Below are 25,142 nucleotides of genomic sequence, written 5' to 3'. Positions count from 1 at the left end.
TGCTCCGTCACGCTAGGCCACATTATTCCCGTCATCCTCGGGCTTGTCCCGAGGATCCATAGACTCCGTCGAGGACGGTGCGCACCGGCTAAAACCGGGAGTATGGATCCTCGGGACAAGCCCGAGGATGACGATCTTAGAGTTTTTAGGAGACGCCGTAATGGCCGAAACGATGAAAGCCCTGGCCAAGACCGGACCGGTCGAGGGCCTGGAACTGATCGACGCCCCGATCCCCGAGGCGGGGCCGGAGGATGTGCTGATCCGGGTGCATCGCACCGCCGTCTGCGGCACCGACATCCATATCTGGAACTGGGACGAGTGGTCCCAGAAGAACGTCCCGACCCCGATGATCACCGGCCATGAGTTCGCCGGCGAAATCGTCGCCATCGGCAAGGAGGTGGATCGTCCGCTGAAGATCGGTCAGCGCGTCTCGGCCGAGGGCCATGTCATCGACCTGAACTCCGAAGCGGCCCGCGCCGGGCACTTCCACCTGGACCCGCATACGCGCGGCATCGGCGTGAACCGCCAGGGCGCCTTCGCCGAGTTCGTGGTGGCGCCGGCCTTCAACGTGATCGAACTGCCCGACGACGTGCCCTATGAGATCGGCTCGATCCTGGACCCGTTCGGCAATGCGGTGCACACGGCCCAGCAGTTCGACCTCCTGGGCGAGGACGTCCTGGTCACCGGCGCCGGCCCCATCGGTATGATGGCCGCCGCCGTGGCCCGACACGCCGGGGCGCGCACCGTGGTCCTGACCGACATCAACGACTTCCGGCTGGAGCTGGCGCAGAAGGTGGCGCCGGGCGTGCGCACCGTGAACACGACCAAGGAAGACATCCACGACGTGATGAAGGAACTGGGCCTGAAGGTCGGCTTCGACGTGGCCCTGGAGATGTCGGGCTCGCCCGTCGCCTTCAAACAATGCGTCGACACCCTGATCATGGGCGGCGGCATGGCGATGCTGGGCATTCCGGGCAAGCCGATGGAGACCGACTGGGGCGCGATCATCCTGAAGGCCCTGACGATCAAGGGCGTCTATGGCCGCGAAATGTTCACCACCTGGCGCAAGATGCTGGGCCTGCTGAAGGCCGGCCTGGACCTGAGCCCGTTGATCACCCACCGGCTGGACTACGCCGACTATCGCCAGGGCTTCGAGGCGATGAAGTCGGGTCAGTCGGGCAAGGTGGTGCTGAACTGGGACAAGGCGGCCTAAGGAGGCCGGCCCCCTCCGTCGGCTTCGCCGACACCTCCCCCAAGGGGGGAGGATTTTGGTCTCCGCCATTCGCATTCCTCCCCCAGAGGGGGAAGGGGACCGCGCGCAGCGTGGTGGAGGGGTCTGGACGCCCCATTGACGCCTGGGATGCGGTGAAGAGCCCCCCCGTCTCTCCGCTTCGCTCCGAGCCACCTCCCCGCCAAGCGGGGAGGAGACAGGGCGTTACAGCTCAGTTCGCCTTGCGGATCAGCTCATCCGCCAGGGCGGCGGTCAGATAGCCGTCGGCGATGCGGCCGTTGGCCAGCTGCCAGCGGCGCAGGGCCGCGCGCGTGTTGGCGCCGATCACCCCGTCCACGCCGCGGGTGTCGTAACCCAGCCGCGTCAGAGCCGCCTGGGCGCCGATCCGCTGGTCGCGCGACAGGGAGGCGTCGTTGGGCCAGGCCTTGGTCAGGCCCGGCTTGCCCATGATCCCGTCCGCCGTCAGGCCGATCGCCAGGGCGTAGGAGACCGAGTTGTTGTAGCTGCGGATCACATAGTGGTTCGGCAGGGCCAGGAAGGCCGGGCCGTTGGCCCCCTGGGGCAGGAGGATGGTCGCATCCTCCACCGCCTCGGCGCCGTTCGGCGTGCCGCCCTGGGCCAGGCGCACGCCCTTGGCCGCCCAATAGGCCCAGTCGTGTTTGGGCCCTTCCGCCAGGGCGTAGTCGAAGCCGGCGGGCAGGACGACCTCATAGCCCCAGGTCTGGCCGCGCTTCCAGCCCGCCTGGGCCAGCAGATTGGCGGCCGAGGCCAGGGCGTCGGCGTCGTCGCCCCAGATGTCCACCTTGCCGTCGCCGTCCTGATCCACGCCCAGGCGCAGATAGTTGTCCGGCATGAACTGGGTCTGGCCCATGGCGCCGGCCCAGCTGCCCTTCAGGCCCGCCCGTTCGCGGCGGCCGTCGACGACGATGTCCAGGGCGTCCTTCAACTGGGCCTCGGCCCAGTCGCGGCGGCGCCCGTCATAGGCCAGGGTCGCCAGGGAGCGGATGACGTCATAATCGCCCTGGACCTGGCCGAAGGCGCTTTCCTGGGCCCAGACGCCGACCAGGATTTCAGAGGGGACGCCGAAACGCTGGACCACCGCCCAGGGCACCCGGTCGATCCGCTGCTTGGCCTGGGCGATCCGCACCGCAGTCACGGCGTTCTGGATATAGGCGCCGGCGGGCTTGGAGAATTCCGGCTGATTCCGGTCCAGCCGCACCACGCTGGGGTCCGGCGTCAGACCGGCCAGTTCCCGCTCATAGTCGGCGCGACGGGCGCCGCCCTTGCGCGCCAGAAAGCCCTGCTTCCAGCCCTCGAACCCTTCCTGGTCATAGGCGGCGAGCGGCGGCGCCTGCGGCGTCGGCGGCGGGACCACGGCGGCGGGAACCGGATCAGGCTGCGGCGTCGGCAGGGACACCGGCGGCTCCGGCAACATGGGAGCGCAGGCCGCGACGGAGCCGATGAGGAGAAGGCGATAGGAAAAGCGCATGAGATTCAGACTACAGTCCCCGAACGGATAGGGGAAATGACATACGCGCGAAGCGGTTTCGCCGGCCCTGATCCGCCTGGGAGGAGAAAAGTCCGTCCACGGACTCCCCAATCAGCGTCGTTAACCCTCATTTATATCGACGGAGGCGCCCGCTGCGGCGTAATGGCGCAGACTTCTCCGACGGCCTGATGGCGGAGTGGCGACGCAACGGGCGTGCAAACCCGAATACCCTCCGTTCGACTCGGAGGTCAGGCCTCCATATTTTTTGCGCTATCGCGCTTCGCGCTGCTTGAGCGCATTTTTTGGCGCTACCGCGCTTTGCGCTGCTTGAGCGCGTTTTGGCGCTACCGCCCTTCGGGCGGCTTGAGCAGTGGGGTGGGAAGGTCGCCGTGGACAGGCTGGGAGTGGCTTTAGCGGGTTTTCGGTCCCAAGCGGCTTGACCTTCTAAGGACCGCTCTCTATACGACCGCCTCCGCCGCGATCCGCCCGGATCAGCGGCTTTCTTATTGGCTTCTCTCAGGACGTCCGACCATGAAGGTCCGCAGCTCGCTCAAGTCCCTGAAGACCCGTCACCGCGACTGCAAGGTCGTGCGTCGCAAGGGCCGGGTCTATGTCATCAACAAGACCGACCCGCGCTTCAAGGCCAAGCAAGGCTAAGCTGCGTTCGAGGCGCACTGCTCGGCGGCGCGCGCACGCAGGTCTGCCCAAGCCGCCCAAGGGGCGGTAGGGCAGGAAAAGCCCTGACGATCCACAGGCTGCGGATTCTGTCCGCGGCCTTTTTCGTGTTCGCGGTTGAGTCGCGCCGGACGGCGTGGTTAGCGTCCGCGCCTGATTTCTGGAGTATTCCCCATGGCCGATGACGCCTCGTTCGACGGCAATCCCGACGTCCTGACCGCAACGGCCCAGGGCCGTCTGCGCACCATCATCGAGCGGCTGGAGCGCCTCGAAGAGGACAAACAGGCCGTCATGACCGACATGAAGGAGGTCTTCGCCGAGGCCAAGGGCGAGGGTTATGACGTCAAGGTCCTGCGCAAGGTCATCCGCATCAGGAAGCAGGACAAGGCCAAGCGCCAGGAGGAGGAGGCCATCCTGGACCTCTATCTGTCGGCCCTCGGCGAGGTCTGAGGAGATTAGGGGCTGAAGCGCAAACCGCCTTCCGACAGCCCCTTCGAGGCCCAGCGCAAGGCCGCCCAGCGGTCTGCGCTCAATGCTCTCAAACGCGCCCGCCGCTCAGCCGAGAAGGCGGGCGTTTCCTTGTCCGAATGGGAGGGGGAGTTCCTTGATTCGGTCAGCGAGCGGGTGAAAACCCACGGCCGCGCCTTCGCCGACCCCGAAAAGGGCGCGCCGGGCCAGGCTTTGTCGGCCATGCAGGGCCGCAAGCTGAAGGAGATCGCCGCCAAGGCGAAGGGCGAAGAGCCGAAACGTTGGGGACGCAGCAAGACGTCTGGCTCGAATCGACCTCAGGATTACGGCAACACAACGGGGGAAGACTGATGTACGCTATCCTGGCCGGCTTTCGCCGCTTGGCGGATTTCAAAGGGCGGGACAGGCGATCGCAGTTCTGGCCGTATGCCCTGACCGTTGTCGGACTGTCTTTCGTCGGGCTTTGGTTGGGTATGATCCCGACGATGACCGCCGTGTTTGAACAGGCGTCTGCGGCCGCAGCGACAAACCCCGAGGCGGCGACCGTTGTCAGCGGCCCGGGGCACTACTCGGTCGAAATCCACGATCCGACGTTCATGCCGGATATGGGCCCGTTTTTCCTGGTTCTGAGGATCGGCGTGGCAGCGGTTGTGATCCTTTTGGCCGCCGCCGTGACGCGCCGTCTGCATGACACCGGCCGGGCGGGCTATTGGGGTCTGCCGCCTGTGGTGTTTCTGACGATCGGCCTGACGGCGTTTCCCACTGTAATGACCAGCTTCATGCGGGAGAATGCGCCGGACATAGGCCTGTTCATGCTGCTGTTTCTCAACAACGTCCTCTACATGGCCAGCCTGATCGGTCTTGTTATCCTGCTTGTGCTGGACGGCAAGAAGACGGTGAACCGCTACGGTCCTCCGCCGGCTGGATCTTAGCCCGCCTCTTTCAGCTGCCCCTCCAGCCCCTGTTCGCGAACCTTGCGGTACAGGGTCGAGCGGCCGATGCCCAGGCGGCGGGCGATTTCGCTCATGTGGCCGGCGTAGACCTCGATGGCGTGCTGGATCAGGTCGCGTTCGATGTCTTCCAGCGTCCGCAGATGGCCGCGGTCGTCCAGGATGCGGATCGGTTGTTCCGGCAGGGGCGGCAGGTCGGCGTAGGACGGCGCGGCGGCGGGCGGCGTGGGCGTCGCATCGGGCAGGGGCGCGGCCACGCCCGAGATGGACGGGAAGTCATAGGGCTGGAGGAAGGGCGAGTCGGCCAGGACGATGGCGCGGAACACCGCATTCTCCAGCTGGCGCACATTGCCGGGCCAGTCATAGGCCTGGAGCAGGGCCAGGGTCTCAGGCGCGCAGCCGACGATCCGCCGGCCTTCCTCGGCGTTGAAGCGGGCGATGAAATGATCGACCAGGGCCGGAATGTCCTCGCGCCGGTCGCGTAAGGAAGGCGCCTCGATCGGGAAGACGTTCAGCCGATAGAACAGATCCTCGCGGAAGGCGCCGTCCTTAACCTGCTGAGCGGGGTCGCGATTGGTGGCCGAGACGATGCGGACGTCGATCTTGACCGGGCGCTTGCCGCCGACGGGGTCGATCTCGCCTTCCTGCAGGGCGCGCAGCAGCTTGACCTGAAGATCCAGCGGCAGTTCGCCGATTTCGTCCAGAAACAGGGTGCCGCCGTCCGCCTCGCGGAACTTGCCCAGAGTCTTGTCGACGGCGCCGGTGAAGGCGCCCTTCTCGTGGCCGAACAGGATGGATTCCGCCAGATTGGCGGGCAGGGCGCCGCAGTTGACGGCGACGAAGGGCTTGCCGGCCCGGTCGCCAGCGCCGTGCAGGGCGCGGGCGATCACCTCCTTGCCGACGCCGCTCTCGCCGGTGATCAGGACGGGGATGGAGGACTTGGCCGCCCGGGCGCCGAGGGCCTTGACCATCCGCATGGGGGCGCTGTCGCCGATGATGTCGTCGAAGCTGGCGCGGCCCTGGACCCGCTTGGTCAGACGACCGACCTCGGTGGTCAGCTGCTCCAGCTTGAGGGCGTTGCGCACCCCGACCAGCAGGCGTTCGGGCCCGACCGGCTTGACGAAGAAGTCCTGGGCGCCGGCCTGCATGGCCTTGACCACGGTGTCGATGCCGCCGTTGGCCGTGAGCACGATGACCGGCGTGGTCAAGCCCCCGCTGCGCAGCTCGGCCAGACACTCCAGACCCGACATCTCGGGCATGATCATGTCCAGCAGGATGACGTCGGCGCCGCCGCCGCGCGTCATCCGGTCGATGGCCTCGCCGCCGCTTGCGGCATGGACCACGGCGTGACCGTCGCGTTCGAGCACAGCCTGCAACAGGCGGCGCTGGGTCGGATCGTCGTCGACCACCAGAACGGTCTTGGCCATGGGGCGTCCCTTGTCATCACCGAGGGGCCGCCCGTGGATCGGACTGGCCCGTTTCGGGACGATTTCTAGGGGGACGAGGTGAAAATCGGGTGAGGGGGCGTGGTGACCGGGGGGTTAACGGGTGTTTGGCTCTTCGCATCGGATCTGCGGCTGGGCTTTCAGCGTCCGACCGCCCACGACCAGGTTGGGCAGGCTGGCGGGGGCGACCGTCACAGCCTCGGCGAAGGCGTTCAGCAGATCCTTCGGCGCCGCCGTCCCGCATACGGCGCTGTAGGACCCGGTTTGCGACCATTGTCCCCCGGCGTCCTGGGCGAAGGCCATGATGCTCCCCGGCGCCGCCAGCAGAACCTCGACCCGGCCGTCGCCGTCCAGGTCCAGGGTGCGCAGACGGCAGGGAGCCTCATTGTTGCAGGCGTACATGAGACTGTCTTGCCGGCTCAGTTGTGCGGTGAAGCTGGACGGCGTCGTCTGGCCGGCGACAGGTTGGATGCGGACGGCCGCCGCCCGTTCATTCCGGTCCTGGATGGAATAGGCCTCGCGATTTACGCGCACCCTGGCCTCGCGCGCCAATTCGGCGGTCTTCGCATCCGACGACCGCATAAGCCGGTCCAGAGCCGCCAGACCGGCCTTGCCGCTGTCAAAGCGCAGGAAGTCGAAGTCGAAATCCTGAGGTTTCACCGCCCCGCGCTCCAGCCGCGCCACCTGGTCCGCGACCGACAGGCGCGCGGGGTCCAGCAGGGGGCTGAACAGGGCCAGGACGGCGGCGACGGCCAGAACGCCTGCGGCGACATTGGTCGTCTCCAGCGGGCGCATCCAGCCGCCGGGCCGCACGGCCGCGATCAGATAACCGACCGCATAGACGGCGCCGACGACCGCGCAGGCCAGGGCGATGATCCGATCCGGCGTCAGGCCGTGCTGGCCGATCCGCAGCGCCAGACCCCAGAAGGCCAAGCCAATCAGGGGCGCGACCAGAACCCCGGCGATCCGGGTGGCGATCCGCAGGGCCGCCGGCGGCAGATTGTCGGGCCGTCCGTCCTGATAGGCGGTGTTGATCAGGATGATGAGGGCGGCGGCCGCGGCCAGCACCAGGGCCGTGGCGCTGCCCGTGTCCCACAGGCGCTCCAGGCCGGTGAAGGGCAGGGCGGCCAGAAAGCCCGCCGTCAGCAGGGCGATGACGGGCAGCAGCCAGGACAGCAGCATCAGGGCCACGGTCCGCACGCCCCGGATCAGGCCGTCGCGCACATCGGTCAGCTGGACCGCCAGGGCGAGGGCCAGGCAGGTGACGGGTATGGCGAACCAGGCCTCGCCGATCAGGGAGCTGAGGGCCTTGACGCCGATGACGTGGAACAGGGCAGCGCCCAGTTGCAGCAGGAGCCAGAAGGCCAGGGTGAAGCCCAGGGACAGCGCCAGCTGCACGCCCGCTTTCCAGGCCACGTCGAAATAGGCGTGATAATCGGCCCGCCAGCGCCGTTCGCGGATCGCCGGCAGGATCAGGTGGTGGGCCACGAAGAGGGCGGCGGCGCTGAAGGCCAGGACGGGAACCTCAAGATAGGGGGCCTGGTCGTTTTCGGGGATCACCCGCCGCGCCACGTCGTGCCAGCCCATCAGGAACAGGGCCGTCGCCGCTGCGGCCGCCCACAGAGCCAGCGGCAGGGGCTTCAGCCGTCCAACCGCCGCCAGAAGCACGGCGGGCGCATAGCCGAAGGCCAGGGCCAGCCCGCCGAACACCTCGGGCCGGGTGTCGGGCCACATCCCGACCTCGGCCGCCCGGTACAGCAGATACAGGGCGCCGCCCTGGATCAGACCGGTCGCCAGGCGCGCGGCGAACAGCCGACCTTGCCCGTCCAGCCCCTTGCGCCCGCCGTCCTGCATCCACTCGTTCATGACGCTCGCCCCCGTGTTGCGGCCCAGTATGAGGCAGCTGGATACGGCAAGATAGCGGCGCGCGGTTGCGGCACGGCCGAACCTTCCCCAAAACAGGGGTATGAACGCCCCCTTCAAGACCCCCGACATCGACGCCCCCCTGTGGGACCTGTCCGACCTCTACGCCTCGCGGGACGACGCCCGGCTCGCCGCCGACCTGACGCGGGCGCGCGCCCTGGTGGACGAGATGAACGGCCTGCGCGGGCGCCTTGCGGGGACGTCGGGCGATCCGGCCGCCCTGGGGGCGGTGCTGGATCAGGCGATCAGCCTGTATGAGCAGGCCTCCGACATCCTGGGCGCGCTCGGCGCCTACGCCTTCCTGTCGGCCTCGACGGCGCGGGACGATGCGGGGGCGCAAGGGTTCGAGGCGGATGTGCGCGAAAAGATCACCGCCATCGCCACCCCGACCGTCTGGCTGACGCTGGAGATCAACCAGATCGACGACGCGGCCCTGGAGGCCGCGCTTCAGGCCCACGCGGGGGCCGCGCGCTGGCGGCCGTGGCTGCGGCGGGTGCGGGCCATGAAGCCGCATGAATTGTCCAGCGAGCTGGAGACCTTCATCGCCGAACGCGGCCCGATCACGGCCCAGTGGCCGCGCCTGTTCGACGAACAGCTGGCGGCGCTGCGCGCTAAGGCAGGGAATGAGAGCCTGACCCTGGCCGAGGCGCTGAACCGCCTGTCCGATCCCAAGCCCGCGCGGCGCAAGGCCGCCGCCGAGGGCCTGTCGGAGGCCTTGGCCGCCCGCGCCCCGACCCTGGCCCTGGTGCTGAACACGGTCGCCGCCGACAAGGCGATGGAGGATCGCTGGCGCGGCTTCAAACGCCCCGCCGACAGCCGACACCTGGCCAATGAGGTCGACGGCGAGGCGGTGGACGCCATGGCCGAGGCCGTCGCCGAAGCCTATCCGCGCCTGTCGCACCGCTATTACGCCCTGAAGGCCAAGGCCATGGGCAAGGCGCGGCTGGATCACTGGGACCGCAACGCCCCGATCGAGACCACCGCCCCGCGCGCCTTCACCTGGAGCCAGGGCCGGGAGATCGTTCTGGACAGTTTCTCGGACCTGGGGGCCGAGTTCGCCGAACGCGCCGCCGGCTTCTTCGACCGGCCCTGGATCGACGGCCGCGCCCGGCCGGGCAAACAATCGGGCGCCTATGCCCATCCGGTCACCGCCGACCGCCATCCCTATGTCTTCCTGAACTGGATGGGCGAGCGGCGCGACGTCCTGACCCTGGCCCACGAACTGGGCCACGGGGTGCACCAGACCCTGGCGGCGGACCAGGGCACGCTTCTGGCCGACACCCCTCTGACCCTGGCCGAGACCGCCTCCATCTTCGCCGAGGGTCTGACCTTCGACCGTCTGCTGGCCACGGCGCCCAAGCGCGAGCAGCGTGGTCTGCTGGCCGGGAGGATCGAGGACGGGCTGAACACCGTGGTGCGACAGATCGCCTTCCACCGGTTCGAGACCCGTTTCCACGACGAGCGGCAGAAGGGCGAGGTCTCGCAGCAGCGGATCAATGAACTGTGGCTGACCGAGATGGGCGCGTCCCTGGGGCCGGCCGTCACCTTGAACCCCGGCTATGAGCACTGGTGGGCCTACGTCAGCCACTTCGTCCACTCGCCCTTCTACGTCTACGCCTACGCCTTCGGCGACCTGCTGGTGGCGGCCCTGATGGAGGCGCGGCGGGCCGATCCCAAGGGGTTCACGCCCCTGTACCGCGACCTGCTGGCCGGGGGCGGGGCCAAGACCTATGTCGAGGCCCTGAAGCCCTTCGGCCTCAATCCGCGCGATCCGGCCTTCTGGAGCGTGGGCTGCAAGCGTCTGGAGCGGCTGGTGGATCAGTTCGAGGCGCTGGGGTGAGGGTGTGTGCTTGAGCGGCGTCGAACCCGCGCTATAGTCGCGCCAACGACAAGACCGAGGGAGCTCTCATGGCCAAGGCCAAAAACCCCGCCACCGCCCAGGCCGACGCCGATGCGAGCGCCTATGTCCGAGGCGGGATGCAGATCAATGAACAGGTCTCGACCTTCCACCTGTTCATGGGCCTGACCAAATGGGGCGCCCTGGCCGTGGCCTGCGTGCTCGTGTTCCTGACCCTGTGGTTCCATCCGGGCGGAACCTTCGTCGCGGGCTTCATAGGGGCTGCGGCCCTGGCCGTCGTCGGCTTTTGGGCTCTCAAGCCCAAGGGCGGCGCAGGCCACTGATCCGTTCGCCCGACACGGGTCTTTGACGGCGTCGGTGGAACCGGCCTAGGCTCGTCTCCCAGCTTCAATGAGAGGGGATTCGCTTGGCCGTCGTTATCGCCGCCACCCGTGAACGTCGCGAAGGCGAGACGCGCTGCGCCGTCACGCCTGAAACGGTGAAGAAGCTGATCGCGCTCGGCGCCGCCGTCTCGGTCGAGGCAGGGACCGGACTGGGCTCGTCCATTCCCGACGCCGACTACGCCGCCGCCGGCGCGACGGTGAAGCCCGACACCCGCGCCGTGCTGGACGGCGCCGACATCGTGCTGAAGGTCCGCGGCCCCACGGCCCAGGAGACCAGCGCCCTGAAGCCCGGCGCCATCGTGGTCGCCATGCTGGACGCCTGGCGCGACAAGGCCACGGTCGAGGCCCTGAAGGGGGCGAACGCCACCGCCTTCGCCATGGAGTTCGTGCCTCGCATCACTCGCGCCCAGGTGATGGACGTCCTGTCGTCCCAGGCCAATCTGGCCGGATACCGGGCGGTGATCGAGGCGGCCTACGCCTATGGCAAGGGTTTCCCGATGATGATGACGGCGGCCGGCACGGTCGCCGCCGCCAAATGTTTCGTCATGGGCGTCGGCGTCGCCGGGCTTCAGGCCATCGCCACGGCGCGGCGGCTGGGCGCCGTCGTCACCGCCACCGACGTCCGCCCCGCCACCAAGGAACAGGTCGAGAGCCTGGGCGCCAAATTCCTGGCCGTCGAGGACGAGGAGTTCAAGAACGCCCAGACCGCCGGCGGCTACGCCAAGGAGATGTCGGCGGAGTATCAGGCCAAACAGGCCGAACTGACCGCATCTCACATCGTCAAACAGGATGTGGTGATCACCACCGCCCTGATCCCCGGCCGCCCGGCGCCGCGGCTGCTGACGGCGGCCCATGTGGCCTCGATGAAGCCGGGCTCGGTCATCGTCGATCTGGCGGTCGAGGCGGGCGGAAACGTCGAGGGCTCGAAGCTCAACGAGGTCGTGACCACCGCGAACGGCGTCACCATCGTCGGCTGGTCCAACCTGCCCGGCCGCATCGCCGCCGACGCCAGCGCCCTGTACGCCCGCAATCTGACGGCCTTTGTGGGGCTGATGGTCAAGGACGGGGGGCTGGCGGTCGATCTTGAGGACGAGATTCTGAAGGCGGCCGTTGTGACGCACGGCGGGGCCGTAGTGCATGAGGGGGTGAGGGGATGATTACCGTCAAAGCCAGAAACGTTTTGAGGAAGTTCGCCCTCCTCGTACTGCTGGCAGGACCGGTGTTTCACTCGGGCTTGGTCATGAGCCTCGGCGTATCGCGTGGATTTTCGCAGGGGACCTTGATCCTGGGCGTGCTGAACGAAGTTCCCGCGATCCTCGTCAATATGGCGATAGCAGGCGTTCTTCTCGTTGCGCTCAGCATTGACGAACGCATTGAAAATAGAGGCGCTTGATGGAACACGTCGATCCCACCGTCTTTCGCCTGGCCATCTTCGTCCTGGCCATCTTCGTCGGCTATTATGTCGTCTGGAGCGTGACGCCGGCCCTGCACACGCCGCTGATGGCCGTGACCAATGCGGTGTCCAGCGTCATCATCGTCGGCGGCCTGATTGCGGCGGCGGCCGTGTCGGGCGATGCGACCGGCCCCAGCGCCTGGATCGCCAAGGGCGCGGGCGTGGCGGCCGTGACCCTGGCCAGCGTCAACATCTTCGGCGGCTTCATGGTCACCCGGCGGATGCTGGCCATGTACAAGAAGAAGGAGCGGCCGGCTCAGAAGGGCGCGGCATGATCGACCCCGCCCAGATCGCCATAACCGGCTCCTGGATCGCCACCGGCGTCGGTTTCGGCCTGTGGCTGTACGGCTGGTTCGGGACCAAGATCCCGATCAAACGCCAGCGGCTGCACGACTGCGGCATCGCCCTGGTGTTTTCGGCCATTCTGGTCCGGGTCGTGACCCAGGACCGGCAGCTGGGCGTTTTCGAATGGGCCCTGTTCTTCATCGGCCCCCTGTTCATCGCCGCCGCCCTGTGGCGGCTGGCGCGCACGTCTTGAGGGGAGGGGCGTGATGAACGCATCCTTGGCCGCGCTGGCCTACCTGGTTTCCGGCGTTCTGTTCATCCTGTCTCTGCGCGGCCTGTCCAGCCCCGAGACCAGCCGCCAGGGCAATACCTTCGGCATGATCGGCATGGCGCTGGCCATCGGCGTGACCCTGCTGACCCTCGGCGCCACGCGGGCCTTGGACCCCCTGACCCTGGGGCTGATCGCGGGCGGGGTCGTGGTCGGCGGCGGGATCGGCGCCCTGATCGCCCGGCGCGTCGCCATGACCGACATGCCCCAGCTGGTCGCCGCCTTCCACAGCCTGGTCGGCATGGCCGCCTGCCTGGTCGCCATCGGCGCCGTCTATGCGCCCGAAGCCTTCGGAATCCTGTCCGAGGACGGGACGGGCATCAAAACCCTGTCGATCGTCGAGCTCAGCCTGGGCGTCGCCATCGGCGCCATCACCTTCACCGGTTCGGTCATCGCCTTCGCCAAGCTGAACGGCAACATGTCGGGCGCGCCGATCCTGCTGCCGGCGCGGCACCTGATCAACGTCGGCCTGGGCCTGGCCCTGGTCTTCCTGATCGGGATTCTGATCGGCACGGGCGGCTCGGCCGTCTGGGCCTTCTGGGGCGTCTTCATCCTCAGCCTGGTGCTGGGCGCGACCCTGATCATCCCCATCGGCGGCGCCGACATGCCCGTGGTGGTGTCGATGCTGAACTCCTACTCCGGCTGGGCGGCGGCGGCCCTGGGCTTCACCCTGGAGAACATCGCCCTGATCATTACCGGCGCCCTGGTCGGCAGTTCCGGCGCGATCCTGAGCTACATCATGTGCAAGGGCATGAATCGCAGCTTCGTCAGCGTCATCCTGGGCGGTTTCGGCGGGGATGCGGCGGCGGCCGGCGCGGGCGGGGCCAGGGAGACGCGGCCGGTCAAACAGGGCTCGGCCGAGGACGCCGCCTTCATCATGAAGAATGCGTCCAAGGTCATCATCGTGCCCGGCTACGGCATGGCCGTGGCCCAGGCCCAGCACGCCCTGCGCGAAATGGCCGACAAGCTGAAGGAAGAAGGGGTCGAGGTGAAATACGCCATTCACCCCGTCGCCGGCCGCATGCCGGGCCATATGAACGTCCTGCTGGCCGAGGCCAACGTCCCCTATGACGAGGTGTTCGAGCTGGAGGACATCAACGCCGAATTCGCCACCGCCGACGTCGCCTTCGTCATCGGCGCGAACGACGTCACCAACCCCGCCGCCAAGACCGACCCCCAGTCGCCCATCTTCGGCATGCCGATCCTGGACGTGGAGAAGGCAGGGACCGTGCTGTTCATCAAGCGCGGCATGGGCTCAGGCTATGCCGGCGTCGAGAACGAGCTCTTCTTCCGCGACAACACCATGATGCTGTTCGCGGACGCCAAGAAGATGGTTGAGGGGATCGTGAAGGGGCTTTGAGCGCCCGGCCGCTCAGTGCGGCGCCTGGCCATAGGCGTCGAACACCGGTTGCAAATGGCTCTGGTATCGCCGCCACGCTTCACGCGAGGTCGTATAGAGCGGCCGACGAACCTGGGCGAAGCTGGCGGTCGTCACGGCGCGTTTCGTCAGATGAAAATCCTTGAGACCGGGGCGGAGCGGCAGGCCCGCGTGCTCCAAGATCCGCGCGATCCAAGGCTCGGCATCGACGACGAGGTCTTCATAGGGGACGGTCAGGATGCGATCCCCCAGAACCGCCGTCCAATGTGCGTACAGCCGATCCTCGCCGACGAAATACCGACCCATGTCGCCCAGGGAAAGGCTCCAGTCCACCCCTCCGGCGAACCGGGTGCGCAGGCAGGACCAGGCGACAGCGCCGGGGCTGCGACGCAGCCAGATGAAGCGCGCCTGGGGCAGGACCTTTGCGATCAGGCCCAGGTAGCGGCTGTGGTTCAGGGTCTTGTCCACCACCCGGCCGTCTGGGCCGAACCGCTGGTCCAACAGGCGGCGATAGGCGCGACCGACCCCGGCCAGACCCGCCGTCCCCCGGGCCTGGATGAAGCCGCCGACGGCCTCGGGCGTGAAGCCGCGAACGGGCATGGCGGCGACGCTGAACAGGTTCAACTCCGCTCCGTCCCTGACCGCCTCGTGGCTGACCAGGATCTGTTCGACCAGGGTGGTGCCTGATCGCGGCAGACCCAGGACGAAGATCGGTCGGCCGTCGTCGTCCAGCCCGTCCGGCAGGCGCGCGTGAAAATCAGCCGTCCAGCCTGAGACCACCGTTTCGACGAACCGGTCGGTGGCGTCCGCATCATAGGGGCGGAGAGGCCTTAGGATTGCGGCGGCCTTGGCATAGGCGGCGAAGGCCTGATCGGTCTCGCCCCGGTCGTGCAAGGCCTTGCCCAGGGCGTAGAAGGCGGTGCTGCGCGCCTCATCGGTCTCCTTGCGTCTCGGTATGGCCTCGGTGAGGGCGACCAGGGCTTCGAAATCCGGATCGTCGGCCTGGAAGGTCTTGGCCTCTGCGATCGCATGCCAGGACGCGGCGCTCGCGGCGGCCGACGTGGCCAGGGCCACGGCGCGCCGAAGATCCAACATCGACTGTTCCGCGTCGCCCAGCTGCGCCCGGCAGGTTCCCAGGAAATGCCAGGCGGCCGGATCGCCGCCGCGCGTCTCAGTCAGGCGGACGCCCACCGCCTGGGCTTCCGCCAAACGTCCATGATGCGCCAGCATCTGCCCCAGCGCCAGCCAGGGTCCAGGCTGAGCGGGATCGACGGCGGCGAAGCGGCGCGCGGCGACCAGGGCCGCCTCGGCCTCGCCGATCATGGAAGCCAGCCGCGAAACGGCGCCCCACCCCTGGCCCAGAGGGGCGTCGGACTGAACGGCCTGAATCAACAGTGCGGCGCAGGCGTCCCGGTCCCGCGCCTTGAAGGCTTCAAGCGCCTGATTGACCCATTGAGTCGCCCGGTTCTTCGCCGCCGTCACCTCTTCTCCCAGCCCCCGGTTAGTCGTCCGTCGCTCCGGTCAAAGCCGGCGATAAACTTCACCTATCCCAGGCCGCCGAGTGGCGCTATGGGCGGGAAATGAGTTTTAAGACGACACGGTTCGAAGCCCTGGATTCCCTGCGCGGGGTGTGCGCCGTCCTGGTGGTGATGTTCCACATGCCCGTGGCCAGCCATTGGCGGACCTGGGACTTCATCCAGCACGCCTATCTGTTCGTCGATTATTTCTTCGTCCTGTCGGGCTTCGTCATCGCCCACGCCTATGCCGAGCGGCTGAAGACGGCGCAGGACGCGGGCCGGTTCATGGTGCGGCGGTTCGGGCGGATCTGGCCGATGCATGTGCTGATGCTGGCCGCCTTCATCGGGCTGGAGGTGGCGCGGCTGGTCTTCCACTTCGATGGGGCCGAGCCCTTCACACGCGATCGGTCGGTGGGGGCGATCTTCACCAATCTGGCCCTGGTTCAGGCCTGGCATGTCCATCCCTATCTGACCTGGAACGGGCCGTCGTGGACGCTCAGCGCCGAATGGGCCTGCTATCTGATCTTCGCCGGCCTGGTGCTGGTCGCGCCCCGGCGGTTCCGCTGGATCGGGCTGGTTCTGGCGATTATCGGCGGGGTTCTGGTGGTCAGCTACGCCCGGCGCTGGATGAACACCACCTATGACTTCGCCGTGCCTCGCGCGGTTTACGGCTTCTTCCTGGGCTGTCTGCTGCAGGGCCTATGGACGAACATCCCCCGCTTGAAGGGGCTGGCCGCCACGGGGCTGGAGATCGCCGCCGTCGCCGTCGTCTGTCTGTTCGTCGCCTGGGCCGAAGGACCGGTGACGGTCGCCGTCACCCTGGTCTTCGTCGTCCTGGTCTGGGTCTTTGCGGGCGAGGAGGGGCGGGTGTCGCGCCTGCTGGATCATCCCGCCCTGGTCACGCTGGGTCGATGGTCCTTCTCCATCTACATGGTCCATATGTTCATCCTGACCGTGATGCTGATCATCGCGCGCAAGCTGGACTGGATGCCCGGCGGGCGGCGTGTCGATTTCGGCTCGGTCTGGCTGAACGACCTGTTCGCGCTCGGCCTGTTCGGCCTCATCGTCGGGGTCGCGGTGGTGGCGCACAATCACGTCGAACGCCCGGCCCAGCGGCTGATTGATCGCTGGACCAAGCCGAAAGCCGCCTGATGAAGCCGGCCTGAGATCAGGCCGCCATCCGCCATTCCGGGGCGTCCCATTCCGACCGGGCCTCGTCCCACAGCATGTCCTCGTCCGAATAGCGGCTGCTGGCGGCGGCGGAGATGACGTCCACCACCTGCTCCTCCAGCCGATCCCAGATGACGGCCAGGTCCGACGATCCGTCGGCCTCGCACGGCACGATGATGTAGCGGTTGGCGTTGACGGCCTTGTGGGCCAGGGGGGCGGTCGGTTGGAACTGAGCCATCTGATGATCTCCTGAAGCGGTCGGCCTCTTGTCGATGATTGTGTTATGGCGCACTGATGCGTCAGAAACGGACGTATCATTTTCGAGGGCGACGGTGAGACACGACAAGGCGGCCATGGTGATCGACCTGGCGCGGCGCCTGGCCGCCAGCGCCGAGGGCCTGAGCCTGGACGAGATGGCGCGCGACATGGGCGTCAGCCGCCGCACGGCCGAGCGGATGCGCGACGCCGTCTTCATGCTGTTCCCGACGGTGGAGGAGGTGTCGGACCCGCCGTCGAAACGCTGGCGCATTCGCGGCGGCCTGTCGGCCTTCGAACAGGCGCCGACCGCGACCGAGATGCTGGAGCTGACCAAGGCGGCGACGGCCTTGCGCGCGGCAGGCGAACCGGCGCGGGCGGCGGCGCTGGAGGCGCTCGAACGGAAACTCAAAGCGGCGATGCGCTCCACCACCTTGAACCGGATGGCGCCGGACCTGGAGGCCCTGGTCCGGGCCGAGACCATCGCCGTCCAGGCCGGGCCGCGTCCCTCGGCTGACGAGGCCATGCTGACCGCCATTCGCGGGGCCATATTGGCCCAACAGCCGCTGGGCTTTACCTATTCCCGGCCGGGCGCCGAGCCGCGCCGCCGCAGCGTCGCCCCCTGCGGCGTCATGTTCGGCCGCGCCAACTATCTGGTCGCCGCCGACCGCGAGACCGGCCGCATCCAGACCTTCCGTCTGGACCGGATGAGCCATGTCGCCGCTCAGGACGGGGTGGCGATCCCGCCGCCCGATTTCGACCTGGGCGTCTTCGCCAGCCAGTCCTTCGGCATCTATCAGGACGAGATCGAGGACGTGGTCCTGCGCATCGCCCCGCAAGGCGCGGCCGAGGCCAGGGGCTGGCGCTGGCACCCGACCCAGACGTTCGAGGACCAGCCGGACGGAAGCGTCGTGGTGCGCTTCCGGGCGTCCGGCATGCGCGAACTGGCCTGGCACCTGTTCACCTGGGGCGAACAGGCGGTGATCCTGGCGCCCGAACGGCTGAAGGCGGTCATGGCCGGGGAACTGGCGGCGGCCGAACGCGCTCTGGACGCGGCCCGCAGATGAACAAGGCTTAAGGTGACGCTGTCGCCGGCCGTCGCTATGGCCGCCATGACCTATCGGAGAGCTTCATGCGTTTGAAGACGGCCCTCATCTGTGCAGGCTTGATCGGACTTTCGGCCGTCACAGCCTGCGCCTCGCCCGCCGTCGTTGCGGTTCAAGGTCCGGTCACGGCCGAGGACGGCCGCGTGGCCGTCACCGTCCAGCGCGACGGTGACCGGTGGACCGCCGACTATGTGCTGGACCGCGACGCGCCGGTCTGGGCCTTCTTCCGGTCGGCCCTGCTGCGCGAGAGCCGCCGGCCCTGGCGGCCGGACTGGTGGCGGGTGGAGACGCCGGGCGTCGTGCTGGAGCGGGTGGGGGACTATGACGTGCTGCGCTCGACCGACGGCGGTCCTGTGCCGCGCGACGTGCGCATAGTCATGACGCCGCGCCCCGGCGATCTTGAGGCCGAATATGATCCGGCTCTCGTCTTTTCGGACGGCACGGTGGCGCTGTTTTCCGGCCAGTTCGACGTCATTCCGCTGGAGTCCGTCGCCGCCGCCCGCGCCCTGCCGCGCGATCTGAACGGCGTCGAGGTGCCGGGCGGCCCGGCGGCCGTGACCTGGCGCGACCGGTCCGGGCCGATCCTGTTCAAGGGCGAGCGCAAGCCGGAGGCGACCGCCGTGGACGCCCAGACCTATGTCCTGTTCGGCGACGCCACGACGCGCCGGGGCGACGGGATCACCACCGTCATCGACCCTGGTCTGCCGCGCTGGCTGGGCGACCAACTGGCCGGTTTCACGCCCCAGGTCATGGCCTATTACGCCCGCCGTCTGGGCCCGGCCCAGGGCGAGCCCCCGACCCTGATGGTCAGCTGGACCGGCCCGACCAAATCCCTGTCCAGCATGGGCGGCAGCGTCCTGCCGGGTCTGATCTCGATGAATTTTGAAGGCGAGGGGGTGCTGGACCCCGACGCCCAGGCCCTGGCCCGCGCCCGCTGGTTCATCGGCCATGAGGCGGCGCATTTCTGGCTGGGCTCGCAGGGGCTCAGGTATCAGTACGCCCGCGAAGCCTGGATCACCGAGGGCGGCGCCGACCTGATGGCCGTGCGCGCCCTGAAGGCCATCGACCCCGTCTATGACGATCGGGCCGAGCTTCAGCGCGAGGTGGACGACTGCGTTCGGCTGGCGGCGGGCAGGCCCCTGGCCTCGGCGGGCGATCGGGGCGACAACCGCGCCTATTACGCCTGCGGCGCAGTGTTCGGCCTGGTCATCGAAGGGGCCGAGCGGCGCGCGGGCGGGGGAGACTTCTTCGACGTGGTGGCGGACTTCCAGCGGCGGGACAATGACGACGGAATCCTCAGCCGTGACGAATGGCTGGGCGCCCTGACGCGTCTGTCGCGCGACCCCACCCTGGCCAATGACATCTCGACCCTGCTGGACCAGGGCGTCGCCGATCCGCCCGCCGTTATCGCCCGCCTGTTCCAGCGCACCGGCGTCGCCTTCCGCCTGGAGAACGGCCGGGTGGTGCTCAGTTGAAGGTTTGACGCGGATCAAGGCGGGACCGGCCCGGCGGGCGCATCCAGGCTCCGGAAACAAGGAGCATCGCCATGACCTATTCGAGCCTGATGGTCTATGTGGACGACGAGGCCGACAATGTCGCCCGGATTGGTTTTGCGCGCGATCTCGCGGTCGTCTTCGACGCGACCCTGATCGGCATATCCGTCAGCGAGCCGGAGCCGCCCCTGGTGGACGCCTATGTCGCCGGCGGCATGGCCGGCGAGATCCTGACCCTGCGGCGCGATCAGGCGGACGGGGAGCTGGCCGCCGCCAAGACCCGCTTTCTGGACGCCCTGAAGGACACCGGCATCGCCCATGAATGGCGGGCCGAAACCGGCTATCCCGCCGCCTGCGTCGGGCACCAGGCGCGTGCGGCGGACCTGATCCTGATCGGCCGAGACGCCGGCCGTCTGCCCTATCGGGCGCCGGACGCGGGCGACCTGATCATGAATCTCGGTCGCCCTGTCCTGGTCGCTCCGCCGCGCGCCCAGGCCGCGCCGGTGGACGGCGTCGCCCTGGTGGCCTGGAAGGAGGGGCGCGAGGCCCAGCGCGCCGTCGCCGCCGCCCTGCCGCTGCTGAAACAGGCGCGCGAGGTCCAGGTGGTCGAGATCTGCGCTTCGGCCGACGCTGCAGCGGCCGCCGCCCGCGTCGCCGACGTCGCCGCCTGGCTGCGTCGGCACGGCGTCGTCGCCGAGAGCGAGGCCAAGGTCCGCGACGAACGTCCGGCCGGCGACCGCATCCTGGCCCTGGTCGAACAGACGGGCGCCAATCTGATCGTCGCCGGCGCCTGGGGGCATTCGCGAATGCGCGAATGGGTCCTGGGCGGCGTCACCCAGGCCCTGTTGAACCGCAGCCAGTCCTGGCTGCTGTTCAGCCACTGAGGCCTCAGCGGTCCTCGCGGGCGTGGAAGATGCGGGCGACGACGACGGCGTCCGCATCGACGCGGTACTGGACCACATAGCCGCTGTCGCCGAAGGGGATGTAGAGGTGGCGCAGACCGTCCAGGTCGATCCCGATCATCGGGGTGTCCGCCAGCTGGCTTATGGACCTGGTGATGATATGGCCTGCTCTTCGGGCGGCGTTTGGATTGACGCCCCGCAGAAAGCCGATGACCCGTCGGCGATCCTGAATCGCATCGGGCGACAGCCGTATCTTCAAGCCTTGGCCTTCAACATGGCCTCGATCTCAGCTTCGAAATCCGCCGCCCAGTCCTCGAAATCGACGAACTTGCCGGTGCGGTCATACTCAGCCAGCCGACGTCTGGCCTCGGTGGTGTCATAGGGCGTGGTCGGAGGCCAAGGCTCTGGGCTGTCCATGATGAAGGCGGCGTCCGTCTCCCGAACTTCGAAGTCGCCGGAAGCGGCGTCACGCCCGCTTGCGAGCGCTCGATCCAGAACCGCGACGGCATAGGCTTCCGGCTCCATGCCCGCCGCGCGCGCAGCGGCCTTGAGCCGCTCAAGCGCCTCTTCGGTCAGGGGAAGGGTCAGGACGTGATCGGCCATATCCGCATCATCTCACAACTATGAGTAGCTGTGAACTCACATCGCGGCGAACGGATAGGGGCTGACCGACTTGGCCCAGTCGTCCACGGCCAGGGGCCGGTCGATGGGGGCGGCGGCGCGTTCGGCGCAGGGGTGGCGGTGACACAGGCGGCAGGCGGGGCCGATGGGGGTGACCTCGGGCCGCTCCAGATCCAGGCCGTGGGCATAGGCCAGCCGGTGCGCATGGCGCAGTTCGCAGCCCAGGCCGACGGCCAGGTCTTGGGCCTCGCCATAGCCGTCCCGGCCCTGGCGTTCGACGGTGCGGGCGAAGGTGAACCAGCGGCCGCCAGCCTTCCCGTCCTGGGCGGGCGTCTCGATGATCTGGGTGATGATCCGGCCCGGCGTGCGAAAGGCGCTGTGCAGGCGCCAACGCGGACAGGCGCCGCCGAAGCGCGAGAAGGGAAAGGCGCCCGCCGCATAGCGTTTGGAGATATTGCCCGCCTGATCGACCCGCATCAGGAAGAAGGGCACGCCCCGCGCCGTCGGCCGCGACAGGGTGGTCAGCCGGTGCGCCGCCTGTTCGTAGCTGACCCCGAACCGGGCCTGGAGCCGCGCCAGGTCATAGCCGGTCTCCTCGGCCGTCCGCTGGAAGGCGGCGTAGGGCATCAGGATCGCGGCGGCCAGGGTGTTGGTCAGGGCCACCTTCAGCAGGGAGCGCGTCGGTCCGTCCGGGGCGTTTGCGGCCTGGACCATGTCGTGAAGCGCCTGTCCGTGCTCGGCCAGGGCCAGCTGATAGGCGATGGCGAAGGCGCGAGACGACGGGCCCAGGGTCTCGGACAGCAGCAGACGGCGGCGGTGCAGATCATAGCGCCTGGTCCATTCCACCATGACCTCGGCCGGCAGGGTGCGGACCCCCAGGTCGTGTTTGGCCGCCAGCCGCTGGCGCGCGGCCGGTTCGAAACCGTCGGCATGGGCCGGCGCCTCGGCCGCCAGGACCTCGGCCAGGGCCTCGCCCATCTGGTCCAGTTCGGGAAAGTGGTTGCCGCGCGACTGGATATATTCGCGCACCCATTCGGCGGGACTGGCCTCGACCAGGCCTTCGCCGGTCTCGGCGGCGGCGCGGGCCTTGGCGCGGCCGTCGTCAAAGGCCCGATACAGGCGCAGCAGGGCGTCGGCCACGCCCGGCGCCTCTTCCAGCACCTGCACCAGTTCGTGACGGGGCAGGGCCAAGCCCTTGAACAGAGGATCGGCCAAGACTTCGCCCAGCCGCGCCTCATCGACGGCCCCGCCCTGGTTCAGGCTGCGCAGATCGACGTCATAGGTTTCGGCCAGACGCAGCAGCAACTGGGCCGACACCGGTCGCTGATTGCGCTCTATGTGGTTGAGATAGCTGGGGGAAACCCCCAGGTCGGCCGCCATGGCCGTCTGGGTCAGGGAAAGGTCGCGCCTCAGCCGCTTCAGCCGGGCCCCCAGAAACAGCTTGCGATTGGCGGCGGTGTCCATGGCTGAAGAATGTCACACTATGACTGGCTATGCAAAGTCATGATGTGACAAACTGACTTCATTGATCGGCGCGATCCTGTGTCATTCGTGACTTCTACGTGTTCTTGTCCCTGAGACGGCGGCTGCGGCCGCGCCCTTTCAGAAGACGAGTTCGACCATGACCACCTTCGCCGACCTGGTTCCTTCGCCCGCCGGCCGTTTCGACGGCATCGAGCGCCCCTATACGCCCGAAGACGTCCTGCGCCTGCGCGGCTCGGTGCCGATCACCCACACCCTGGCCGAGCGGGGCGCCAATCGCCTGTGGCAGCTGCTGCACGACGAGCCCTTCATCAACGCCCTGGGCGCCGTCACCGGCAACCAGGCCATGCAGATGGTCCGCGCCGGGTTGAAGGCCATCTATCTGTCGGGCTGGCAGGTCGCGGCCGACGCCAATACGGCCGGCGCCATGTATCCCGACCAGTCCCTGTACCCGGCCAACGCCGCGCCGGAACTGTGCCGCCGCATCAACCGCACCCTTCAGCGCGCCGATCAGATCGAGCACGCCGAGGGCGGCGCCAAGCGTGACTGGTTCGTCCCCATCGTCGCTGACGCCGAGGCCGGCTTCGGCGGGCCGCTGAACAGCTTCGAGATCATGAAGGCCTTCATCGAGGCGGGCGCCGCCGGCGTCCACTTCGAGGACCAGCTGGCCTCGGAGAAGAAGTGCGGCCACCTGGGCGGCAAGGTGCTGATCCCGACCCAGGCGCATGAACGCAATCTGGTCGCCGCGCGTCTGGCCGCCGACGTCATGGGCACGCCGACCATCACGGTCGCCCGCACCGACGCCGAAAGCGCGCAGCTGATCACCTCGGACATCGACGAGCGCGACCAGCCCTTCATCGACCGCGACAACCGCACGCCAGAGGGCTTCTTCCGCCTGAAGGAAGGCACGGGTCTGGACCACTGCATCGCGCGCGGCCTGTCCTACGCCAACATCGCCGACCTGCTGTGGTGGGAGACCTCGCATCCGGATCTGGACGACGCCAAGAAGTTCGCGGAAGCCGTCCAGAAGAAATATCCGGGCAAGCTGATGGCCTACAACTGCTCGCCCTCCTTCAACTGGAAGGCCAAGTTGGACGACGCCACCATCGCCAAGTTCCAGCGCGAGCTGGGCGCCATGGGCTACAAGTTCCAGTTCGTGACCCTGGCCGGCTTCCACGCCCTGAACAACTCGATGTTCGAGCTGGCGGACGGCTATCGCGACAACGGCATGGCGGCCTATTCCGAGCTGCAACAGCGCGAGTTCGCCAATGAGGCGCGCGGCTACACCGCCACCCGCCACCAGCGCGAAGTCGGCACCGGCTATTTCGACCAGGTCGCCACGGTCATCTCCAATGGCACGTCCTCGACCACGGCGCTGAAGGACTCGACCGAGACCGCCCAGTTCACCCACGCGGCTTAAGAAAGGGAACCGCCATGGAACCTCTGACCCAAACCGAAGCCATCATCGACTTTTGCCTGGCGCCCCTGGCGCTCGACGCCGGGACCGAGGCCGAACGCGAGGTGCGCCGCCGCCTGACTCACGTCCTGCGGACCTATCAGGCCAAGGTCGCCAGGCCGATCGCCGTGGACTTCTCGTCTATGCCGTCCCAGGTGATCAACGAGGCCGCCCACGGCTACGAATAGGCCGCGCGCTGCCTGCAAAAGAGAAGAGGCCCGCCCCGATCGCTCGGGGCGGGCCTTTTTTATCGCGTCGAACCGGCTGGGGCTGCGGGGGCTCAGCGGGCGCCCGACGGCGGGGGCGCGGACGCCTGGGCCGAGGCGGCGCCCGGCGTCGGGGTCAGGGTGACGGACACCGGCGTCTGGGCCGGGGGCGGGGGCGTGCCGGTCTCTTCCGGGGCGCCGACGGTGATGGTGGTGTTCAGCACCGCCTGGGTGGTGCAGGTGGCCAGGTCGCGGGTGATGTGGCGGCCCAGGCAGAACATGTCCTCATAGCTGGGGCGCGAAGCCGCCAGGCATTGGAACAGCATCAGCTTGGACATGTTCAGGCAGAATTCGTTGTTCGGCTCCACCACCAGGGCGTCGGTGTTGGCCCGCGCCTCTTCGCCGGCGGCGCCCAGGGCGGCCAGGGCGGCGATGGCCAGGGACCGCACGACCGGCGGCGTATAGGGCGGCGCCTTGCGCGACGCCTCGACCCCTTCCAGGCCCGCGCCGGAATTGGCGGCGGCGAACAGTTTGGCCGATTCATCCGCCGAGGGCAGCATGGCCGCCGCCGACAGGGTCTTGGCGGTCTCCAGCCGAACCTCGCGGTTGGGGATATGGGTGACGGCCCAGCGGCGGCGCGGGTCGTTGCGCTCCTGGATCGTATAGGCGTCGGCCTCGACCGCCTCGGCGATGCCGCGAATGACGACCGCGTCCTTGGCGATGGTCGCCGAGATCAGGCCGGCGGCCGCATCGGCGCCGGGCAGGGTGGCGGCATAGGCCGGATCGGCGACGATGCGGGCGACCATCTCCTGGCGCTGGACCGGATCGACGGCGAACTGACGCACCCCGGCGACGAACTCGGGCGACTGGAGCGCGATGATCGAGCCATAGGCGATCAGGCCGCGCGACAGCTGGGCGGGCTCAAAGGCGACGCCCTTGCGGATGGCGGCCTGAACCGCCTCGGCGTCGGTGAAACCGCCCGGCTGGATGGTTTCGGCCTCGCGCAGGAAGGCCACATAGATGGAGGCGGCCTGGGCCACGCCCTCGTTCAGCGAGACGGGCGGGGGC

At 68.2% G+C, this 25,142-nt stretch carries 27 protein-coding genes and 1 tRNA gene; 19 read left to right on the top strand and 9 right to left on the bottom strand.

What is annotated here, in order from left to right; genetic code table 11:
- The first annotated feature begins 160 nt into the window (after positions 1-160).
- Complete coding sequence (tdh, locus tag AC07XS_RS13065) at positions 161-1,213, top strand: L-threonine 3-dehydrogenase (protein ID WP_182714706.1); 1,053 nt, start codon at positions 161-163, stop codon at positions 1,211-1,213.
- 229 nt (positions 1,214-1,442) lie between these two features.
- On the opposite strand, the gene AC07XS_RS13060 is transcribed toward tdh, so the two are convergent.
- Positions 1,443-2,720 carry a lytic murein transglycosylase gene (locus AC07XS_RS13060; RefSeq protein ID WP_182714705.1) on the bottom strand — a complete coding sequence of 426 codons (1,278 nt, stop codon included), beginning with the start codon at positions 2,718-2,720 and terminating at the stop codon, positions 1,443-1,445.
- A gap of 182 nt (positions 2,721-2,902) precedes the next feature.
- Between AC07XS_RS13060 and AC07XS_RS13055 the strand changes: the two genes are divergently transcribed.
- From AC07XS_RS13055 to AC07XS_RS13035, 5 genes are all read left to right on the top strand, one after another.
- Positions 2,903-2,979: transfer RNA gene (locus tag AC07XS_RS13055), tRNA-OTHER, on the top strand.
- A gap of 272 nt (positions 2,980-3,251) precedes the next feature.
- On the top strand, positions 3,252-3,377 hold the full coding sequence (gene ykgO, locus AC07XS_RS13050) for a type B 50S ribosomal protein L36 (protein WP_031448545.1): 126 nt from the start codon (positions 3,252-3,254) through the stop codon (positions 3,375-3,377).
- 192 nt (positions 3,378-3,569) lie between these two features.
- A complete protein-coding gene (gene gapR, locus AC07XS_RS13045; RefSeq protein WP_054765057.1) occupies positions 3,570-3,845 on the top strand; it encodes a nucleoid-associated protein GapR in 276 nt (91 codons plus the stop codon).
- Positions 3,846-3,857: 12 nt separating this feature from the next.
- Complete coding sequence (locus tag AC07XS_RS13040; protein ID WP_182714712.1) at positions 3,858-4,214, top strand: hypothetical protein; 357 nt, start codon at positions 3,858-3,860, stop codon at positions 4,212-4,214.
- Complete coding sequence (locus tag AC07XS_RS13035; RefSeq protein ID WP_182714704.1) at positions 4,214-4,795, top strand: DUF805 domain-containing protein; 582 nt, start codon at positions 4,214-4,216, stop codon at positions 4,793-4,795. Before AC07XS_RS13040 ends, AC07XS_RS13035 begins: the two co-directional genes overlap by 1 nt.
- Here the strand turns inward: AC07XS_RS13035 and AC07XS_RS13030 are convergent.
- Together AC07XS_RS13030 and AC07XS_RS13025 are read right to left on the bottom strand one after the other, a co-directional pair.
- Positions 4,792-6,240 carry a sigma-54-dependent transcriptional regulator gene (locus AC07XS_RS13030; protein WP_182714703.1) on the bottom strand — a complete coding sequence of 483 codons (1,449 nt, stop codon included), beginning with the start codon at positions 6,238-6,240 and terminating at the stop codon, positions 4,792-4,794. The genes AC07XS_RS13035 and AC07XS_RS13030 overlap by 4 nt on opposite strands.
- Before the next feature lie 114 nt (positions 6,241-6,354).
- Complete coding sequence (locus tag AC07XS_RS13025) at positions 6,355-8,124, bottom strand: DUF4153 domain-containing protein (RefSeq protein WP_182714702.1); 1,770 nt, start codon at positions 8,122-8,124, stop codon at positions 6,355-6,357.
- A 100-nt stretch (positions 8,125-8,224) separates the two neighbouring features.
- On the opposite strand from AC07XS_RS13025, the gene AC07XS_RS13020 reads away from it, so the two are divergent.
- From AC07XS_RS13020 to AC07XS_RS12990, 7 genes are all read left to right on the top strand, one after another.
- Entirely contained in the window at positions 8,225-10,021 is a 1,797-nt protein-coding gene (locus AC07XS_RS13020; protein WP_182714701.1) for a M3 family oligoendopeptidase, read from the top strand.
- Positions 10,022-10,089: 68 nt separating this feature from the next.
- Entirely contained in the window at positions 10,090-10,362 is a 273-nt protein-coding gene (locus tag AC07XS_RS13015; RefSeq protein WP_182714700.1) for an aa3-type cytochrome c oxidase subunit IV, read from the top strand.
- An 83-nt stretch (positions 10,363-10,445) separates the two neighbouring features.
- Entirely contained in the window at positions 10,446-11,579 is a 1,134-nt protein-coding gene (locus AC07XS_RS13010) for a Re/Si-specific NAD(P)(+) transhydrogenase subunit alpha (RefSeq protein ID WP_182714699.1), read from the top strand.
- Positions 11,576-11,815 carry a hypothetical protein gene (locus tag AC07XS_RS13005; protein ID WP_182714698.1) on the top strand — a complete coding sequence of 80 codons (240 nt, stop codon included), beginning with the start codon at positions 11,576-11,578 and terminating at the stop codon, positions 11,813-11,815. The genes AC07XS_RS13010 and AC07XS_RS13005 overlap by 4 nt, the downstream gene beginning before the upstream one ends.
- Complete coding sequence (locus AC07XS_RS13000; RefSeq protein ID WP_182714697.1) at positions 11,815-12,150, top strand: NAD(P) transhydrogenase subunit alpha part 2; 336 nt, start codon at positions 11,815-11,817, stop codon at positions 12,148-12,150. The genes AC07XS_RS13005 and AC07XS_RS13000 overlap by 1 nt, the downstream gene beginning before the upstream one ends.
- Positions 12,147-12,413 carry a hypothetical protein gene (locus tag AC07XS_RS12995; protein WP_152949763.1) on the top strand — a complete coding sequence of 89 codons (267 nt, stop codon included), beginning with the start codon at positions 12,147-12,149 and terminating at the stop codon, positions 12,411-12,413. Before AC07XS_RS13000 ends, AC07XS_RS12995 begins: the two co-directional genes overlap by 4 nt.
- Positions 12,414-12,426: 13 nt before the next feature.
- On the top strand, positions 12,427-13,848 hold the full coding sequence (locus AC07XS_RS12990; protein WP_182714696.1) for an NAD(P)(+) transhydrogenase (Re/Si-specific) subunit beta: 1,422 nt from the start codon (positions 12,427-12,429) through the stop codon (positions 13,846-13,848).
- Positions 13,849-13,860: 12 nt separating this feature from the next.
- On the opposite strand, the gene AC07XS_RS12985 is transcribed toward AC07XS_RS12990, so the two are convergent.
- The gene (locus tag AC07XS_RS12985; RefSeq protein ID WP_182714695.1) at positions 13,861-15,348 is read right to left on the bottom strand and encodes a sulfotransferase; all 1,488 of its coding nucleotides are present in this window, start codon (positions 15,346-15,348) and stop codon (positions 13,861-13,863) included.
- A gap of 98 nt (positions 15,349-15,446) precedes the next feature.
- On the opposite strand from AC07XS_RS12985, the gene AC07XS_RS12980 reads away from it, so the two are divergent.
- Complete coding sequence (locus AC07XS_RS12980) at positions 15,447-16,535, top strand: acyltransferase family protein (RefSeq protein WP_182714694.1); 1,089 nt, start codon at positions 15,447-15,449, stop codon at positions 16,533-16,535.
- A 16-nt stretch (positions 16,536-16,551) separates the two neighbouring features.
- On the opposite strand, the gene AC07XS_RS12975 is transcribed toward AC07XS_RS12980, so the two are convergent.
- Positions 16,552-16,791: a hypothetical protein gene (locus AC07XS_RS12975; protein WP_054765069.1), complete on the bottom strand. Its 240-nt coding sequence runs from the start codon at positions 16,789-16,791 to the stop codon at positions 16,552-16,554.
- A 94-nt stretch (positions 16,792-16,885) separates the two neighbouring features.
- On the opposite strand from AC07XS_RS12975, the gene AC07XS_RS12970 reads away from it, so the two are divergent.
- The 3 genes from AC07XS_RS12970 to AC07XS_RS12960 all read left to right on the top strand — a co-directional run bounded on the left by AC07XS_RS12970 (position 16,886) and on the right by AC07XS_RS12960 (position 20,291).
- Positions 16,886-17,875 (top strand): WYL domain-containing protein, encoded by a 990-nt coding sequence (locus tag AC07XS_RS12970; RefSeq protein ID WP_321208113.1) that lies wholly within the window; start codon positions 16,886-16,888, stop codon positions 17,873-17,875.
- Positions 17,876-17,940: 65 nt separating this feature from the next.
- Positions 17,941-19,389, top strand: coding sequence for a hypothetical protein (locus AC07XS_RS12965; RefSeq protein WP_182714693.1), 1,449 nt, complete (start codon positions 17,941-17,943; stop codon positions 19,387-19,389).
- A 71-nt stretch (positions 19,390-19,460) separates the two neighbouring features.
- On the top strand, positions 19,461-20,291 hold the full coding sequence (locus tag AC07XS_RS12960; protein WP_182714692.1) for a universal stress protein: 831 nt from the start codon (positions 19,461-19,463) through the stop codon (positions 20,289-20,291).
- 4 nt (positions 20,292-20,295) lie between these two features.
- Here AC07XS_RS12960 and AC07XS_RS12955 read toward each other — a convergent pair whose 3' ends face one another.
- From AC07XS_RS12955 to AC07XS_RS12945, 3 genes are read right to left on the bottom strand one after another with little or no spacing between them, the layout of a single operon-like run.
- Complete coding sequence (locus AC07XS_RS12955; protein ID WP_182714691.1) at positions 20,296-20,568, bottom strand: type II toxin-antitoxin system RelE/ParE family toxin; 273 nt, start codon at positions 20,566-20,568, stop codon at positions 20,296-20,298.
- A complete protein-coding gene (locus AC07XS_RS12950; protein WP_182714690.1) occupies positions 20,565-20,912 on the bottom strand; it encodes a hypothetical protein in 348 nt (115 codons plus the stop codon). The genes AC07XS_RS12955 and AC07XS_RS12950 overlap by 4 nt, the downstream gene beginning before the upstream one ends.
- Before the next feature lie 36 nt (positions 20,913-20,948).
- Entirely contained in the window at positions 20,949-22,394 is a 1,446-nt protein-coding gene (locus AC07XS_RS12945) for a helix-turn-helix transcriptional regulator (RefSeq protein WP_182714689.1), read from the bottom strand.
- Between the two features lie 157 nt (positions 22,395-22,551).
- Between AC07XS_RS12945 and aceA the strand changes: the two genes are divergently transcribed.
- Positions 22,552-23,832 (top strand): isocitrate lyase, encoded by a 1,281-nt coding sequence (gene aceA, locus AC07XS_RS12940; protein WP_054765076.1) that lies wholly within the window; start codon positions 22,552-22,554, stop codon positions 23,830-23,832.
- A gap of 14 nt (positions 23,833-23,846) precedes the next feature.
- Positions 23,847-24,056 carry a hypothetical protein gene (locus AC07XS_RS12935; RefSeq protein ID WP_054765077.1) on the top strand — a complete coding sequence of 70 codons (210 nt, stop codon included), beginning with the start codon at positions 23,847-23,849 and terminating at the stop codon, positions 24,054-24,056.
- A 92-nt stretch (positions 24,057-24,148) separates the two neighbouring features.
- Here AC07XS_RS12935 and AC07XS_RS12930 read toward each other — a convergent pair.
- Positions 24,149-25,142: hypothetical protein (locus AC07XS_RS12930; RefSeq protein ID WP_182714688.1), on the bottom strand; the 994-nt coding region annotated here is incomplete at its 5' end.

This window comes from Brevundimonas sp. GW456-12-10-14-LB3 (assembly GCF_059424365.1).
The sequence above is the reverse complement of the archived record's forward strand: the minus strand, read 5'-3'. Positions and strand labels throughout refer to the sequence as shown.

What these genes read in the sequence shown, in the direction of transcription:
- tdh (WP_182714706.1), top strand. Translation starts at nt 161, where the DNA reads ATGGCCGAAACGATGAAAGCCCTGGCCAAGACCGGACCGGTCGAGGGC.
- AC07XS_RS13060 (WP_182714705.1), bottom strand. Translation starts at nt 2,720, where the DNA reads ATGCGCTTTTCCTATCGCCTTCTCCTCATCGGCTCCGTCGCGGCCTGC.
- ykgO (WP_031448545.1), top strand. Translation starts at nt 3,252, where the DNA reads ATGAAGGTCCGCAGCTCGCTCAAGTCCCTGAAGACCCGTCACCGCGAC.
- gapR (WP_054765057.1), top strand. Translation starts at nt 3,570, where the DNA reads ATGGCCGATGACGCCTCGTTCGACGGCAATCCCGACGTCCTGACCGCA.
- AC07XS_RS13035 (WP_182714704.1), top strand. Translation starts at nt 4,214, where the DNA reads ATGTACGCTATCCTGGCCGGCTTTCGCCGCTTGGCGGATTTCAAAGGG.
- AC07XS_RS13030 (WP_182714703.1), bottom strand. Translation starts at nt 6,240, where the DNA reads ATGGCCAAGACCGTTCTGGTGGTCGACGACGATCCGACCCAGCGCCGC.
- AC07XS_RS13025 (WP_182714702.1), bottom strand. Translation starts at nt 8,124, where the DNA reads ATGAACGAGTGGATGCAGGACGGCGGGCGCAAGGGGCTGGACGGGCAA.
- AC07XS_RS13020 (WP_182714701.1), top strand. Translation starts at nt 8,225, where the DNA reads ATGAACGCCCCCTTCAAGACCCCCGACATCGACGCCCCCCTGTGGGAC.
- AC07XS_RS13015 (WP_182714700.1), top strand. Translation starts at nt 10,090, where the DNA reads ATGGCCAAGGCCAAAAACCCCGCCACCGCCCAGGCCGACGCCGATGCG.
- AC07XS_RS13005 (WP_182714698.1), top strand. Translation starts at nt 11,576, where the DNA reads ATGATTACCGTCAAAGCCAGAAACGTTTTGAGGAAGTTCGCCCTCCTC.
- AC07XS_RS13000 (WP_182714697.1), top strand. Translation starts at nt 11,815, where the DNA reads ATGGAACACGTCGATCCCACCGTCTTTCGCCTGGCCATCTTCGTCCTG.
- AC07XS_RS12995 (WP_152949763.1), top strand. Translation starts at nt 12,147, where the DNA reads ATGATCGACCCCGCCCAGATCGCCATAACCGGCTCCTGGATCGCCACC.
- AC07XS_RS12990 (WP_182714696.1), top strand. Translation starts at nt 12,427, where the DNA reads ATGAACGCATCCTTGGCCGCGCTGGCCTACCTGGTTTCCGGCGTTCTG.
- AC07XS_RS12980 (WP_182714694.1), top strand. Translation starts at nt 15,447, where the DNA reads ATGAGTTTTAAGACGACACGGTTCGAAGCCCTGGATTCCCTGCGCGGG.
- AC07XS_RS12975 (WP_054765069.1), bottom strand. Translation starts at nt 16,791, where the DNA reads ATGGCTCAGTTCCAACCGACCGCCCCCCTGGCCCACAAGGCCGTCAAC.
- AC07XS_RS12965 (WP_182714693.1), top strand. Translation starts at nt 17,941, where the DNA reads ATGCGTTTGAAGACGGCCCTCATCTGTGCAGGCTTGATCGGACTTTCG.
- AC07XS_RS12960 (WP_182714692.1), top strand. Translation starts at nt 19,461, where the DNA reads ATGACCTATTCGAGCCTGATGGTCTATGTGGACGACGAGGCCGACAAT.
- AC07XS_RS12950 (WP_182714690.1), bottom strand. Translation starts at nt 20,912, where the DNA reads ATGGCCGATCACGTCCTGACCCTTCCCCTGACCGAAGAGGCGCTTGAG.
- AC07XS_RS12945 (WP_182714689.1), bottom strand. Translation starts at nt 22,394, where the DNA reads ATGGACACCGCCGCCAATCGCAAGCTGTTTCTGGGGGCCCGGCTGAAG.
- aceA (WP_054765076.1), top strand. Translation starts at nt 22,552, where the DNA reads ATGACCACCTTCGCCGACCTGGTTCCTTCGCCCGCCGGCCGTTTCGAC.
- AC07XS_RS12935 (WP_054765077.1), top strand. Translation starts at nt 23,847, where the DNA reads ATGGAACCTCTGACCCAAACCGAAGCCATCATCGACTTTTGCCTGGCG.